At 67.8% G+C, this 12,474-nt stretch carries 14 protein-coding genes; 12 read left to right on the plus strand and 2 right to left on the minus strand.

Annotated elements, in window-relative coordinates; translation table 11 throughout:
- Positions 1 to 51: 51 nt before the first annotated feature.
- Positions 52 to 192: a hypothetical protein gene (locus tag E3T55_RS20585; protein WP_198418601.1), complete on the minus strand. Its 141-nt coding sequence runs from the start codon at positions 190 to 192 to the stop codon at positions 52 to 54.
- Here E3T55_RS20585 and phnG point away from each other — a divergent pair.
- From phnG to phnN, 9 genes are read left to right on the plus strand one after another with little or no spacing between them, the layout of a single operon-like run.
- On the plus strand, positions 172 to 690 hold the full coding sequence (gene phnG / locus E3T55_RS17700; RefSeq protein ID WP_198418602.1) for a phosphonate C-P lyase system protein PhnG: 519 nt from the start codon (positions 172 to 174) through the stop codon (positions 688 to 690). The two genes, E3T55_RS20585 and phnG, sit on opposite strands and share 21 nt — an antisense overlap.
- Positions 687 to 1,379 (plus strand): phosphonate C-P lyase system protein PhnH, encoded by a 693-nt coding sequence (gene phnH / locus E3T55_RS17705; protein WP_134520864.1) that lies wholly within the window; start codon positions 687 to 689, stop codon positions 1,377 to 1,379. Before phnG ends, phnH begins: the two co-directional genes overlap by 4 nt.
- Complete coding sequence (locus tag E3T55_RS17710; RefSeq protein WP_134520865.1) at positions 1,379 to 2,524, plus strand: carbon-phosphorus lyase complex subunit; 1,146 nt, start codon at positions 1,379 to 1,381, stop codon at positions 2,522 to 2,524. The genes phnH and E3T55_RS17710 overlap by 1 nt, the downstream gene beginning before the upstream one ends.
- A complete protein-coding gene (locus E3T55_RS17715; RefSeq protein WP_134520866.1) occupies positions 2,521 to 3,462 on the plus strand; it encodes an alpha-D-ribose 1-methylphosphonate 5-phosphate C-P-lyase PhnJ in 942 nt (313 codons plus the stop codon). The genes E3T55_RS17710 and E3T55_RS17715 overlap by 4 nt, the downstream gene beginning before the upstream one ends.
- On the plus strand, positions 3,459 to 4,268 hold the full coding sequence (phnK, locus tag E3T55_RS17720; protein WP_134520867.1) for a phosphonate C-P lyase system protein PhnK: 810 nt from the start codon (positions 3,459 to 3,461) through the stop codon (positions 4,266 to 4,268). The genes E3T55_RS17715 and phnK overlap by 4 nt, the downstream gene beginning before the upstream one ends.
- Positions 4,269 to 4,272: 4 nt before the next feature.
- Positions 4,273 to 5,016, plus strand: a complete 744-nt coding sequence (phnL, locus tag E3T55_RS17725; protein ID WP_134520868.1) for a phosphonate C-P lyase system protein PhnL — start codon at positions 4,273 to 4,275, stop codon at positions 5,014 to 5,016.
- Positions 5,013 to 5,705 carry a DUF1045 domain-containing protein gene (locus tag E3T55_RS17730; protein ID WP_134520869.1) on the plus strand — a complete coding sequence of 231 codons (693 nt, stop codon included), beginning with the start codon at positions 5,013 to 5,015 and terminating at the stop codon, positions 5,703 to 5,705. Before phnL ends, E3T55_RS17730 begins: the two co-directional genes overlap by 4 nt.
- Positions 5,705 to 6,883, plus strand: a complete 1,179-nt coding sequence (locus E3T55_RS17735; RefSeq protein WP_134520870.1) for an alpha-D-ribose 1-methylphosphonate 5-triphosphate diphosphatase — start codon at positions 5,705 to 5,707, stop codon at positions 6,881 to 6,883. Before E3T55_RS17730 ends, E3T55_RS17735 begins: the two co-directional genes overlap by 1 nt.
- Positions 6,880 to 7,443 carry a phosphonate metabolism protein/1,5-bisphosphokinase (PRPP-forming) PhnN gene (phnN, locus tag E3T55_RS17740; RefSeq protein ID WP_134520871.1) on the plus strand — a complete coding sequence of 188 codons (564 nt, stop codon included), beginning with the start codon at positions 6,880 to 6,882 and terminating at the stop codon, positions 7,441 to 7,443. Before E3T55_RS17735 ends, phnN begins: the two co-directional genes overlap by 4 nt.
- Before the next feature lie 48 nt (positions 7,444 to 7,491).
- On the opposite strand, the gene E3T55_RS17745 is transcribed toward phnN, so the two are convergent.
- The gene (locus E3T55_RS17745; RefSeq protein WP_134520872.1) at positions 7,492 to 8,700 is read right to left on the minus strand and encodes an MFS transporter; all 1,209 of its coding nucleotides are present in this window, start codon (positions 8,698 to 8,700) and stop codon (positions 7,492 to 7,494) included.
- Positions 8,701 to 8,883: 183 nt separating this feature from the next.
- Between E3T55_RS17745 and E3T55_RS17750 the strand changes: the two genes are divergently transcribed.
- The 3 genes from E3T55_RS17750 to phnE all read left to right on the plus strand — a co-directional run bounded on the left by E3T55_RS17750 (position 8,884) and on the right by phnE (position 12,470).
- Positions 8,884 to 9,822 carry a phosphate/phosphite/phosphonate ABC transporter substrate-binding protein gene (locus E3T55_RS17750; RefSeq protein WP_134520873.1) on the plus strand — a complete coding sequence of 313 codons (939 nt, stop codon included), beginning with the start codon at positions 8,884 to 8,886 and terminating at the stop codon, positions 9,820 to 9,822.
- Between the two features lie 119 nt (positions 9,823 to 9,941).
- Positions 9,942 to 10,748 carry a phosphonate ABC transporter ATP-binding protein gene (gene phnC / locus E3T55_RS17755; protein ID WP_134520874.1) on the plus strand — a complete coding sequence of 269 codons (807 nt, stop codon included), beginning with the start codon at positions 9,942 to 9,944 and terminating at the stop codon, positions 10,746 to 10,748.
- Positions 10,749 to 12,470 carry a phosphonate ABC transporter, permease protein PhnE gene (gene phnE / locus E3T55_RS17760; RefSeq protein WP_134520875.1) on the plus strand — a complete coding sequence of 574 codons (1,722 nt, stop codon included), beginning with the start codon at positions 10,749 to 10,751 and terminating at the stop codon, positions 12,468 to 12,470.
- Positions 12,471 to 12,474: the final 4 nt, after the last annotated feature.

Consider the following 12,474-nt stretch of genomic DNA (forward strand, 5'->3'; position numbering starts at 1 on the left):
TGAGAGGATGTTGGGCGTGAAGGGGATCGAATCGTGAGGGCAGAGCAAATATCAGCGGATGAGCACGCTGTCGACGAACATGTTGTTGACGAACATGTTGTTGACGAACACGCTGGCGACGAACACGCGGTTGACGAACTTGCTGTCAACGAACGGCGGCGCACCGCCCGAGTGCTCGCGGGAGCCACGCACGCCGATCTTGCGGCGTTGTGGGCCACCTGGGCTGAGCCGCCGGAGGTGAGCTACCTGCGGGGACCGGAAGCTGGCCTGGTGATGGTGCAGGGCAGGATCGGCGGCACCGGCGACCGTTTCAATCTGGGCGAGGCGACCGTCACCCGGGCAACCGTGATGCTGCGCGGCACCGGCACCGGCACCGGCACCGGCACCGGCATGAACACAGACACAAACACCGGCACAGGTACCGGCACAGGCACCGGCGCAGGCACAGGCGCAGACACAGACGGGTACGAGGCGAGCGGCACGTCGTACGTGCTCGGCAGCCACCCCGAACATGCCGGCCTTGCTGCCGTCTTCGATGCACTACTGAGCGCGCCGACACAGCGGGCACGCGTTCTCACCGACGTCATCGAGCCGCTTGAGCGCGAACAGGCCAGGCGCGACGCCGTCGCCCAGGCGGATGCCCGCAGCACGGTCGTCGACTTCTTCACCGTCGCAAGGGAGCACGAATGAGCACGCTCACACCCCACAATCACACGCCCGGCTTCGCGACCCCGGTGCGCGACGCGCAACAGGTCTTTCGCGCGGTGCTGCAGGCGCTGGCCCGCCCGACCACACCGCAGCCCGTCATCGTGGAGCTGCTGCCCCCGGCGCCGCTGGGCGCGACGATTGGTGCCGTCATTCTGGCGCTGTGCGACGAGCAGACCCCGCTCTGGCTCGACCAGGCGCTGCGCGCCTCACCCGAGGTCTGCGCGTGGATCGTCTTTCACACCGGTGCACGCATCGTCGACAGCGCGGGCGACGCCGTGTTCGTCATCGCCTCGTCGCCGCACTCAGCACCACGTCTGGCCGACCTCGCCCGCGGCACCGACGAAGAGCCGCACCGGTCAGCGACGCTCGTGATCGACGCCTGCTGCGCACCCACAATCGGCGCCCTGACGGCCTCCGGGCCCGGCATCCCCGGCGTCGCCCGCTGGGACGGCGCCGGCCTGCCGAGCGATTTTCTCGGCCAGTGGCACGAGAACCACTCGCTCTTTCCCCGCGGCGTGGACATCATCCTCGCCGCCGAGACCGCGGTGCTCGGCCTGCCGCGCACCACCGCGCTGGTCGATGCGGACACGCACGAGCACCAGCACCAGCACCAGCACCAGCAAGAGCAAGAGCAAGAGCAAGAGCAAGAGCAAGACAAGAGGAGCGCCTAATGTACGTCGCCGTCAAGGGGGGCGAGAAAGCGATCGCCAACGCGCACGCGCTGCTCGCCAAGCGCGGGCGGGGCAGCGCTGATGCCCCGCGCATCGACTACCCGCAGATTCGCGACCAGCTGGGCGTGCTCGTCTCGCGCGTGATGGCTGAGGGCTCGCTCTACGACCCGGAGCTCGCCGCCAAGGCGCTGCTGCAGGCGCAGGGCGACGTGCTCGAAGCGGTCACGTTGTTGCGCTCCTACCGCACCACGCTGCCCCGGTTCGGCATCACGGTCGCGGTCGACACCGTCGGCCTGCCCGCGGAGCGCCGGGTATCGGCGACCTTCAAGGACATTCCCGGCGGTCAGCAGCTCGGTGCAACGTTCGACTACACACACCGGCTGCTCGCCGAAGATCTGGAAACACCAGACGTCGCGACTCCGACCGCGCCGGTCGACGAACCGATGCCCCGAGTGACCGATCTGCTCGGTGCCGACGCGCTGATCGAGCGCGATCGGCCCGACGAGGGCTGGACCGATCCGGACCCCGGCGACCTGACCCGCGAGCCGACCGTCTTTCCGATGAGCCGGGCCGAGCGGCTGCAGGCCCTCAGCCGCGGCGACGAGGGCTTTCTGTTGTCCCTGGGCTACTCCACGCAGCGCGGCTTCGGCAATAACCACCCGTTTGCGGGCGAGGTACGCGTCGGCGAGGTCGAGGTCGAGTTCTTTGCCCCGGAGATCGGGCACGCCGTGCCGATCGGGCGCATCGAGCTCACCGAGTGTCAGATGGTCAACCAGTTCGTCGGCAGCGCCGACCAGGCACCGCAGTTCACCCGCGGCTATGGGCTCGTTTTCGGTCGGGCCGAGCGCAAGGCCATGTCCATGTCGCTCGTGGACCGCACGCTGCGCCACGAGGAATTCAGCGAGCGCGTCGTGTCGCCAGCGCAGGACGAGGAATTCGTGATCGCCCACTCCGACAACGTGGAGGCCGCCGGCTTCGTCGAGCACCTGAAGCTGCCACACTATGTCGACTTTCAGGCCGAGCTCGGGCTGATCCGCAGTCTGCGCCGTGAGTTCCAGGCGCGCCACGGCACCGAGGCATCCGCCACCAGCACCAGCACCAGCACCAGCACCAGCACCAGCACCAGGAGCGAGGAGAACGCATGAGCGGCCCGCGGATCGTCTACAACGAGGGCTACCTCGACGAGCAGACCAAGCGGGTCGTGCGGCGCGCGCTGCTCAAGGGCGTCGCCATTCCCGGGTTTCAGGTGCCATTCGCCTCGCGGGAGGTGCCGATGCCCCGAGGCTGGGGTACCGGAGGCGTGCAGGTCACCGCGTCGATCATCGGCCCGGACGACACCCTCAAGGTCATCGATCAGGGTGCCGACGACACGACCAATGCCGTCTCGATTCGTGCCTTCTTCGAAAAGGTCGCCGGTGCCGCGAGCACCACGCGCACCGATGAGGCCACGATCATTCAGACCCGGCACCGGATTCCCGAGACCCCGCTCACCGACAACCAGATCATGGTGTACCAGGTTCCGATTCCCGAGCCGCTGCGCTTTCTCGAACCGCGCGAGACCGAGACCCGGCGCCTGCACGCGCTCGAAGAGTACGGCCTGATGTACGTCAAGCTCTACGAAGACATCGCGCGCTACGGGCACATCGCCAAAACGTATGACTACCCGGTGCTCGTGAACAACCGCTACGTCATGGCGCCCTCGCCCATCCCGAGCTTCGACAACCCGAAGATGCACCAGAGCCCCGCCCTGCAGCTGTTCGGTGCCGGGCGGGAGAAGCGAATCTACGCCATTCCGCCGTACACCGACGTGGAGAGCCTGGGCTTCGACGATTATCCGTTCGAACCGCAGCGCTTCGAACAGCCCTGCGAGATCTGCGAGTCCACCGAGGTGTACCTCGACGAGGTCCTCATCGACGATCAGGGCGGTGTCATGTTTGTCTGCTCTGATACCGATCATTGCGAGCGCACCCTCACGGCCCGCGAGCTCGACCAGAGCAACACCGATCAGAGCAACACCGATCAGAGCAGTACCGATCCCATCACCGACCACATCACCGACCCCCTCACCGAGGTGAACGCATGAACGACGAGACGCCCCTGCTGAGCGTGACCGGCGCCAGCCATCGCTACGGCGAGCGGTATGGCTGCCGCGACGTGAGCTTCGACCTGTGGCCCGGCGAGGTGCTGGCCGTCGTGGGCGAGTCCGGCTCCGGCAAGTCCACCCTGCTGGGCATGCTGGCTCAGCGACTCGCGCTCGATGAGGGACGCATCCGCTACCGAACGGCTCGGCAGCACGGCGCGGGCGCCGACGGCGCGGCAGAGGAACTGCTCGACCTGTCGACCCTGAGCGAACGCGAGGTGCGCCGGCTCTGGCGCACCGACTGGGGCTTTGTGCACCAGAACGCCGCAGACGGACTGCGCATGCACGTCAGCGCGGGCGGCAACGTCGGCGAGCCGCTGATGGCAAACGGATGGCGCCACTTCGGTCAGATTCGGGCCGAGGCCGAGGAATGGCTGCGCCGCGTGGAGATCCCGACCGATCGCATGGACGACGCACCCACGCTGTTCTCCGGTGGCATGCGCCAGCGCGTGCAGGTCGCCCGTAACCTCGTGTTCGGTCCGCGCCTGGTCTTCATGGACGAGCCGACCAGCGGCCTGGACGTATCCGTACAGGCACGCCTGCTCGATCTGATCCGCTCCCTGGTCTCCGAACTCGGGCTCGCGGTCGTCATCGTCACCCACGATCTCGCCGTCGCGCGCCTCATCTCGCACCGCACCCTGGTGATGAAAGACGGCTTCGTCATCGAGTCCGGCCTCACCGACCGGGTGCTCGATGACCCGCAGGCCGCGTACACCCAATTGCTCGTCTCCTCGATCCTCCAGGGCTGATTCCATGACACACAACGCACCCAACGCACTGCCCGACAACACGATTTTGTCCGTGCAGAACGTCGACAAGACGTTCACCCTGCATCTGCAGGACGCTCAGCGGCTGCCCGTACTGCACGGAATGACCTTCGACGTGCCGCGCGGGGCCTGCGTGGTACTCGGCGGCGAATCCGGAGCCGGCAAGAGCACCGTCATGAAGATGGTCTTCGGCAGCTACGGCGCCGATTCCGGCCGCATCCTGCTCGGCCATCAGGGCTCGGTCCTCGATCTCGTCACCGCCGCGCCGCGCCAGGTGCTCGCCGCCCGGCGTGAGACGGTGGGCTACGTGAGCCAGTTTCTGCGGGCCGTTCCCCGCGTTCCCGCCCTCGACGTGGTCGCCGAGCCGCTGCTCGCCCGCGGGGTCGACCGGGCGAGCGCCCGCGAACGAGCCAGCGAGCTGCTGGCACGCCTCAGCATCCCCGAGCGGCTGTGGAAGCTGCCGCCGGCCACGTTCTCCGGCGGCGAGCAGCAGCGGGTCAACATCGCGCGCGGCTTCATCTTCGAGCGGCCGCTGCTGCTGCTCGACGAACCCACTGCCTCGCTCGACGCCCGCAATCGCGGCGTCGTGATCGACCTGATCCGCGAGAGTCTCGGTCACGGAACCGGAATGCTGGCGATCTTCCACGACGCCGACGTGCGGGAGGCCGTCGCCGACCTGACCGTCGACGTGCAGTCGTTCACCCCGGTGCGCGACGAGGTCTTCGCATGAAGCGCTACGCCATTTACGCCGTGCCCGGAACCGGTGGTGAGCACGACTCGGCCGAAGCCCGGGCGCTCAAGTCCGTGGTCGACTCCTGGTATGCCCGCCCCGACCTCCAGGACCTGACGGTCAGCACGCGCCGCTACGGTTTTCACGCCACCCTCGTGGCCCCGTTCCACCTGGCCGGCGCGCACACCGAGGGCGACCTGATCGAGGCGGTGCAGGCCTTCACGAACGGGCGAGACCCGGTGGTGATTCCCGCCCCTCACCCGGCGGCGATGGGCAGTTTTCGCGCACTGCGGGCCGGGGGCGACCAGAGCGAGCTGAACGAATTCGCGGCATCCGTCGTCCGCGAGTTCGATCATTTCCGGGCTCCGCTGAGCGAAGCGGATGTGCACCGCCGCCGTGCCCCGCACCTCACCTGGCGCCAGCGCGAGCTCTTCGACCGCTGGGGCTACCCCTATGTCTTCGACGAGTTCACCTTTCACCTCACCCTCACCGATGCGCTGCCCGCCGAGCGCACGGTGGAGGTCGACGCTGCCCTGGCGCAGCACTTCGCCGGCGTTGCCGGCGTCGACGTGCCGCTGACCGGCCTCACGATCAGCGTGGAGCCCGAACCCGGCGCTGCCTTCGAGGTTCTGGCCGTCTCTCCCTTCGTTCATCCCCTTGCCCACAGCTTCGCTTTGGAGACCATCTGATGTCCCTCGTACTCACCAACGCCCAGATCGTGGTCGCCGACCACGTCGTGCACGGCTCCCTGCGCATCACCAACGGTGTCATCGCCGAGGTGAGCGCCGACCCGCAGCTGACCGTCGACGACGTTCCCGGTCAGGACATGGGCGGCGACTATCTGCTGCCCGGCCTCGTCGAGCTGCACACCGACCAGGTCGAATCGCACTACCAGCCGCGTCCCAAGCGGTTTTGGGATCCGATCCCGGCCGTGATCGCCCACGATGCGCAGATGGCCGCGTCGGGAATGACGACCGTGCTCGACGCCATGCGCATCGGCAGCGGCCCCGGCGAGAATCGCATCAGCGGTGACGCACGCACGCTCGTGAAGGCCGTGATCCACGCCGCCGAGTCGGGACTGTTGCGCGCGGATCACTACGTGCACCTGCGCTGTGAGGTCGCGACCCCCGACGTGGTTGACGTGTTCGACGAGGTGGGCGGGCACAAGCGGGTGCGGATGGTGTCGCTAATGGACCACACGCCCGGGCAGCGCCAGTACGCCGACGTCGAGGCCTTCCGCACCTACATGGTCGGCAAGCACAGCATGACCAACGTGCAGTTCGACCAGCACGTGGCCGAGCTGCACGTGCTCTCGTCGAAGTACTCCGAGGACAACCGCCGCCGCATGGCGGAGCGTGCCAACGAGCGCGGAATCACGATGGCGGCCCACGACGATGCGACCCAGGCTCACGTCGACGAGTCGACACGGGCGGGAGTGCGCATCTCCGAATTTCCGACGACCATCGTGGCTGCCCGAGCGGCACGAGCGGCCGGACAGCTCGTCGTCATGGGTGCCCCGAACATCGTTCGCGGCGGCTCGCACTCGGGCAACGTCTCGGCCACCGAGTTGTTGCACCTTGGGCTGCTCGACATTCTCTCGAGCGACTACGTGCCCGGCAGCCCCCTGCAGGCGATCTTTCTGCTCTTCAGTCGCGGTGACATCACTCTGCCGCAGGGTGCCGCGCTCGTGAGCGCCAACCCGGCGAGCGCCGCCGGTCTCGACGATCGCGGCGTGATCGCGCCGGGCAAGCGAGCCGATGTCATTCGCGTGCAGGCCTATGAGGGTGCCCCGACCGACCAGCACCCCCTCGGCTCGCCCGTGCCGATCGTGCGCGCCGTCTGGCGCGAGGGGCGGCGCGTCGCGTGAGCGGCACCTTCGTCGCGGTCGTCGGGCCGAGCGGGTCGGGCAAGGACTCGATTCTCGAGTCCGCGCGCGTCGCGCTGATTGGGCAGGGCGACATCGTCTTCGCGCAGCGCCGGATCACGCGGCCCGCCAGCGCCGGGGAGGACCACCATCCGGTGGGCGAGGACGAGTTCGATGCCGCCCTGAGCCGCGGGGAATTCGCCCTGACCTGGCAGGCCCACGGCCTGCGGTACGGAATCCCGGCCCACCTGGTCGACGTCGTCGCATCCGGTGGCGTGGTGGTGGCCAATGTTTCGCGCGGAGTACTCGACCAGCTGCCGGCCGTGTTCACGACCGTGCGGGTGGCGCGGGTCACCGTCTCCGAAGAGGTGCGCCTCACCCGTATCCTCGCCCGCGGACGCGAGAATGCGGCAGCCGCGGCGGCACGGGTCGCGCGCCCCGACCCCGCACCGGATTTTGCGGTCGATCTGGAGATTGTCAACGACGGCACGCTCGATGAGGCCAGCGCTGCGTTCGCGGCGTTCCTCTGGCAGGTGCGAAACACGGTTCGCACGCCCCGGTAGCACCCGCCGCGGTGTTTCAGCTGCCCGGTGTTTCAGCTGCCCCGTGGTTCAGCTGCCCCGGGCCAGCAAGGCGCCGACTGCCGCGAGGCCGGCCAGGATAGCCGTCATCGCGGCGAAGGATCCGATCGAGTCGGCGAACAGCGGGCCGAGGGCCGGCGTCAGCGCCACGAGCACCGTCAGCGGCGCGCTGAAGACGCCGTTGATCGAGCCGTAGTTCGCCGACCCCCAGCGGTCGCTCACCGAATTCGCCTGCACCAGCGTCTGGGTGCCTCGAATCGCGCCGGCGATAATCGCCACGACCAGCAGCAGCCAGACGGGTGCCGACAGCCATGAGATGGCGAGCAGCGCGACGGCCGACGCCGCCGCAACCGCGGCCAGCGGCACCCAGGGCTGCCGATCACGCGGCAGAACCATGAACAGCAGACGCCCGACGACCTGCCCCGCGCCGACCAGGCCCAGTGTGATTGCCGCGAGTTCGTACGAGACGCCCTTTTCGAGCAGCACCGGGATGATGCTGATCGTCACCGTGTACAGAGACAGGGCGATTGCGGCGGTCGCGAGCAGCAGCATCCAGAAGCGGCGCTGCCGCAGCACGGTGCGCACGGTGTGCACCTCGGTGTGCTCGAGGTGCGGGCGCGGTGCCCACGCACGCTCGAGTGAGAACCAGTGCAGCGGCACCGTGACGACGAAAAGGATGCCGGCGAGCACCAGGAAGGTCGTGCGCCAGTCCGTCACCGCGAGCAGCGCCACCACGATCGGGGCGAAGATCGTCGACGCGAGCCCGCCCGCCAGCGTCAACACGGTCAAAGGCACCTGGCGCCGCTCTCCGTAGCGGTGGGTGATCACGGTGAAGGCGGCCTGGTAGAGAACACCCGCCTGGGCCAGTCCCACCAGTCCCCAGCCGATCGCGAACACGACGGGGGTGGGAGACAGGGCGACCACGCACATTCCGGTTGCGCCCACGACCGACCCTGCGGTCATGATCAGCCGCGGGCCAGTGCGGTCGAGAACGAAGCCCACCGCGATGCCCACACCCGCCGAGACCACGAGGCCCAGCGCGTACAGCCCCATCACGAGCGACAACGACCACCCGGTGTCCTCGGCGATCACCGGGGCCGCCACGATGAGCGCATAGAACAGCACGCCCCAGCTCACGATCTGGCCCAGCGACAGAGCGGCGAGTCGACGGTGCAGCCGAGCGGGTTGGGCGCCCAACGGCTCGAGCGGGGCGAGCCTCGGCTCTGCGATCACCTTCATTCTGCGACCCTATCGGCGGGTCGACCGGGTTTGCGTCCCTCGAGGGCTCCGTCACCTGCTGTTCGCTTCATCGTCATCTCCCGTCGCACCTCGTACGCCCCACTGTTAATCAAGCAACGCAAGAATCTTGAGGTACTCACGACCGACGCTCGTCGGGCCGCACTCCACGAAAGGCACTCTTCGATGCATTTCCCCACTCGAGCTAAAGGGCTTCTGGCCAGTTTCGCCCTGGTCGCCGCGCTCACCGGTTGTGCTGCCACCAGTACCGCAGCCGAGACACCCGAAACTCCCGACAAGCTCGTCTTCGCGCAGATTCCCAGCGAATCAGCCCAAGGCATCGCCGAAAACAATGCGGCCATCATTGCGGCCATCGAGGAGACGACCGGCATCGAGGTCGAAATCCAGCAGGTCACCGACTACGCGGCGGTCATCGAAGGTCTGCGGGCCGGCCAGATTCAGCTCGCGGCTCTGGGCCCGTTCTCGTACATGGTCGCCAAAGACAGCGGCGCGGGCGTCGAGGCACTCGGCGCCCTCGTCGACGACCCGGATCAGGAGCCCGGCTACAAGTCGTACGGAATCGTGCCGGCCGGCAGCGACATCACCGACCTCGCGGGTTTCGCGGGCAAGACCGTGTGCTTCGTCGACCCGACCTCAACCTCGGGCTTTCTCTACCCCAGCGCCGGATTACTTGACCTGGACATCGACCCCGAGACCGGCGTCACCCCGGTCTTCGCCGGCGGCCACGATGCCTCGGCTCTGTCGGTCGCCGACGGCACCTGCGACGCAGGCTTCGCCTACGACACGATGGTCACCACTCAGATCATCGAATCGGGCAGCCTGAAAGAGGGCGACCTGGAGGTCGTCTGGGAGTCCGAGACGATTGCCGGCAGCCCGTACGTCGCCAGCGACACTCTTCCCGCAGACCTGATCGAGCAGCTTCAGGACATCTTTGCGACGGACCTGAACATTCCGGCCCTGGTCGAATCGGGCATCTGCTCGTCGGCAGCCGACTGCCAGCTCCCCGAGGAAAGCGAGTATGGCTTCATCCCGGTCGAGGATTCGCTCTATGACGGTGTGCGCGCCGTCTGCGCGACCACGAAGGCCGCAGCCTGCAACGTCTGACCCACTAGCGGTGTGGATCGAGCCCTGCTCGATCCACACCGTCTCTGCATGCCCCCGAGAACGCTGAGAACTCCGAGAACACCGAGAACTCCGAGAACACCGAGAAACGAGAACCTCCGATGACTGTCGCTGCTGCGAACCAGACGATCCCCGAGCCCGCGGACATCCGCTTCGAAGGCGTGACCAAGTCGTTCGGAAGTGTCACCGCCCTCGACGATGTGAGCGTGTCATTCGCGCCGAACAAGATCAACGTGCTGCTGGGACTCTCCGGCTCGGGCAAGTCGACGATGCTGCGCCACATCAACGGGCTGCACAAGCCGACTCAGGGCGATGTCTGGACGCTCGGTACCCCCGTGCATTCCGCCGGACAGTCCGCCATGCGCCGGCTGCGCAACAACGTCGGCATGATTTTTCAGCAGTTCCATCTTGTCGAGTCGTCTTCGGTGTTGGAGAACGTGTGCACCGGCCAGCTGGGCTCGCTGCGCGGCCCACGGTTCGGGCTGTGGAGTTACCCGCGGGCCGTGCGCGAGGCTGCCATGGATCAGCTCGCCCGGGTCGGGCTGGCCGACAAGGCATTTCAGCGCGCCGGCTCGCTCTCGGGCGGCCAGCAACAACGGGTGGCCATCGCACGCGCCCTGATTCAGCGCCCCACCGTGCTGCTGGCCGACGAACCCGTCGCCTCCCTCGACCCGGTGTCATCGGCCGGGGTGATCGAGCTGTTGACCCAGATCAGCCGTGAAGAGAACCTCACCGTCATCTGCAGCCTGCACCAGGTGCAGATCGCGCTCTCGTTCGCTGACCGGATCGTGGGGCTGAACGCCGGCCGCGTCGTGCTCGACCGCTCCGCCGCCGGCATGACCCACGACGACGTGGATGGCATCTATGCCGCCGAGCCGGTCGACCAGCGCCTGGCGATGGCCGTCTAGATGGCCGTCGTCACCGAGATCAGACACTCGACACCCACGCCTACTCCCCTGCCGCCACGCCCCCGCGCCAGCGCGAACCGCGTCGCGGCCTGGGGGGCCCTGATCGTGGTGCTGGGCGCCGCAATCTGGTCGGTCGCCGACCTCGAGATCAACATCGCGTCGATGGTGCAGAGCCTCGGCAACGCGGCGGACTTCACCTCCCGAGTCTTTCCGCTGGACTTCCCACCCCTGGGCGAGCTGCTCGTGATGACCGGCCAGACACTCGCGATCGTCGTGGTCGCCACGGTCCTCGCGGTGCTGCTGAGCCTGCCGGTCGCGATCTTCGCCGCGTCAAACACGACCAGCGGCCCCGTGATGCACGGCGCCGCCCGCATCATCATCGTGCTGAGCCGCGCCGTACCCGACCTCATCTTCGCGATCATCTTCTTTCGCCTCTTCGGCCTCGGCGCGCTGCCGGGCATTCTGGCCCTGGGCCTGCACTCGATCGGCATGATCGGCAAGCTCTACGCCGATGCAATCGAAGAACTCGACGGCGGCCCGGCCGAAGCCGTGCGTGCCACCGGCGGCAGCCGCGTGCAGTGGATCACGAGCACGGTCATCCCCCAGCTGATGCCGCAGCTGATCGCCACCGCCCTGCACCGCTTCGACATCAACCTGCGCACGTCGGTACTGCTCGGCTACGTCGGCGTCGGGGGCATCGGTCTCGAGCTCGCCAACGCCCTGCGCACGATGCAATACCAACGCGGCATGGCTCTCGCGCTCATCATTCTGCTGCTCTGCATCGGCGTCGAGATGCTCTCCGGGGCGGTTCGCGCCCGTTTGCTCGGCCGAGTGCGGCCGGGTCGCGGCGGGGCACGAGGATTCATCGATCGGATCGCAGCCGGCTGGATCACCGCGCCGCGCGGCGGCCGTGAGCCGCAGCGCACCCGTGCTGGCCGCATCCGCATCGCGCCGCAATGGGACAGTGAGCGTATCCGCCGGTTTGCCGGCGTCGGGCTGACGGTTGCCATCGTCGCGCTGGCGACCCTGTATGCCGACCTGAATTTTTCGACCCTGCTGAAGGACCTGCTCGCGGTGCCGCAGCTGATGGGGATATTCCTGCCGCCTTCGCCGCAGGACCTGCTGGGCACCCTGCTCGAGTCGATGCTCGTGACGATTCAGATCGGGCTGGCCGCGACGCTCCTGGGCCTCGTGCTGGCCCTGCCGATCGGCATCCTGGCCGCGCGCAACGTGGCTCCGAGCGCGCGCGTCGCCAATCTCTTCCGCACGATCATCGTTGTCATTCGCGGCCTGCCCGAGCTGATTCTCGCGATCGTGTTCATCGTGATCACCGGCCTCGGCCCGATCCCCGGCACCCTGGCGCTCGCGATCGGGTCCGTGGGGCTGCTCGGCAAACTGGTCGCGGACTCACTGGAAGAGACCGACGTGCGGGTGCAGGATGCCGTGCGGGCGACCGGGGCGACCGGCAGCCAGGTGTTCTACGCCGCCACGCTGCGCCAGGCCATGCCACAGTTCATCGCGCACATTCTCTACCAACTCGACGTGAACATCCGCTCGGCGACGCTGCTCGGCATCGTCGGCGCCGGCGGTATCGGCTTCTACCTGCTGAACGCGAGCCGCGTGCAGGCGTTCGACGTGGTCAGCTTCATCATCGTGATGGTGCTCGTCACCGTTCTGGCCGTCGAAGCACTCGCCGTGTGGACGCGCCGCACCCTGCGCTGACCCT

The organism is Cryobacterium frigoriphilum (genome assembly GCF_004403305.1).
GTDB classification, from domain to species: Bacteria; Actinomycetota; Actinomycetes; order Actinomycetales; family Microbacteriaceae; genus Cryobacterium; species Cryobacterium frigoriphilum.

Bases quoted from the DNA above. Each gene is read 5' to 3' on its own strand.
- phnH (WP_134520864.1), top strand. From the start codon at position 687: ATGAGCACGCTCACACCCCACAATCACACGCCCGGCTTCGCGACCCCG.
- E3T55_RS17710 (WP_134520865.1), top strand. From the start codon at position 1,379: ATGTACGTCGCCGTCAAGGGGGGCGAGAAAGCGATCGCCAACGCGCAC.
- E3T55_RS17715 (WP_134520866.1), top strand. From the start codon at position 2,521: ATGAGCGGCCCGCGGATCGTCTACAACGAGGGCTACCTCGACGAGCAG.
- phnK (WP_134520867.1), top strand. From the start codon at position 3,459: ATGAACGACGAGACGCCCCTGCTGAGCGTGACCGGCGCCAGCCATCGC.
- phnL (WP_134520868.1), top strand. From the start codon at position 4,273: ATGACACACAACGCACCCAACGCACTGCCCGACAACACGATTTTGTCC.
- E3T55_RS17730 (WP_134520869.1), top strand. From the start codon at position 5,013: ATGAAGCGCTACGCCATTTACGCCGTGCCCGGAACCGGTGGTGAGCAC.
- E3T55_RS17735 (WP_134520870.1), top strand. From the start codon at position 5,705: ATGTCCCTCGTACTCACCAACGCCCAGATCGTGGTCGCCGACCACGTC.
- E3T55_RS17745 (WP_134520872.1), bottom strand. From the start codon at position 8,700: ATGAAGGTGATCGCAGAGCCGAGGCTCGCCCCGCTCGAGCCGTTGGGC.
- E3T55_RS17750 (WP_134520873.1), top strand. From the start codon at position 8,884: ATGCATTTCCCCACTCGAGCTAAAGGGCTTCTGGCCAGTTTCGCCCTG.
- phnC (WP_134520874.1), top strand. From the start codon at position 9,942: ATGACTGTCGCTGCTGCGAACCAGACGATCCCCGAGCCCGCGGACATC.
- phnE (WP_134520875.1), top strand. From the start codon at position 10,749: ATGGCCGTCGTCACCGAGATCAGACACTCGACACCCACGCCTACTCCC.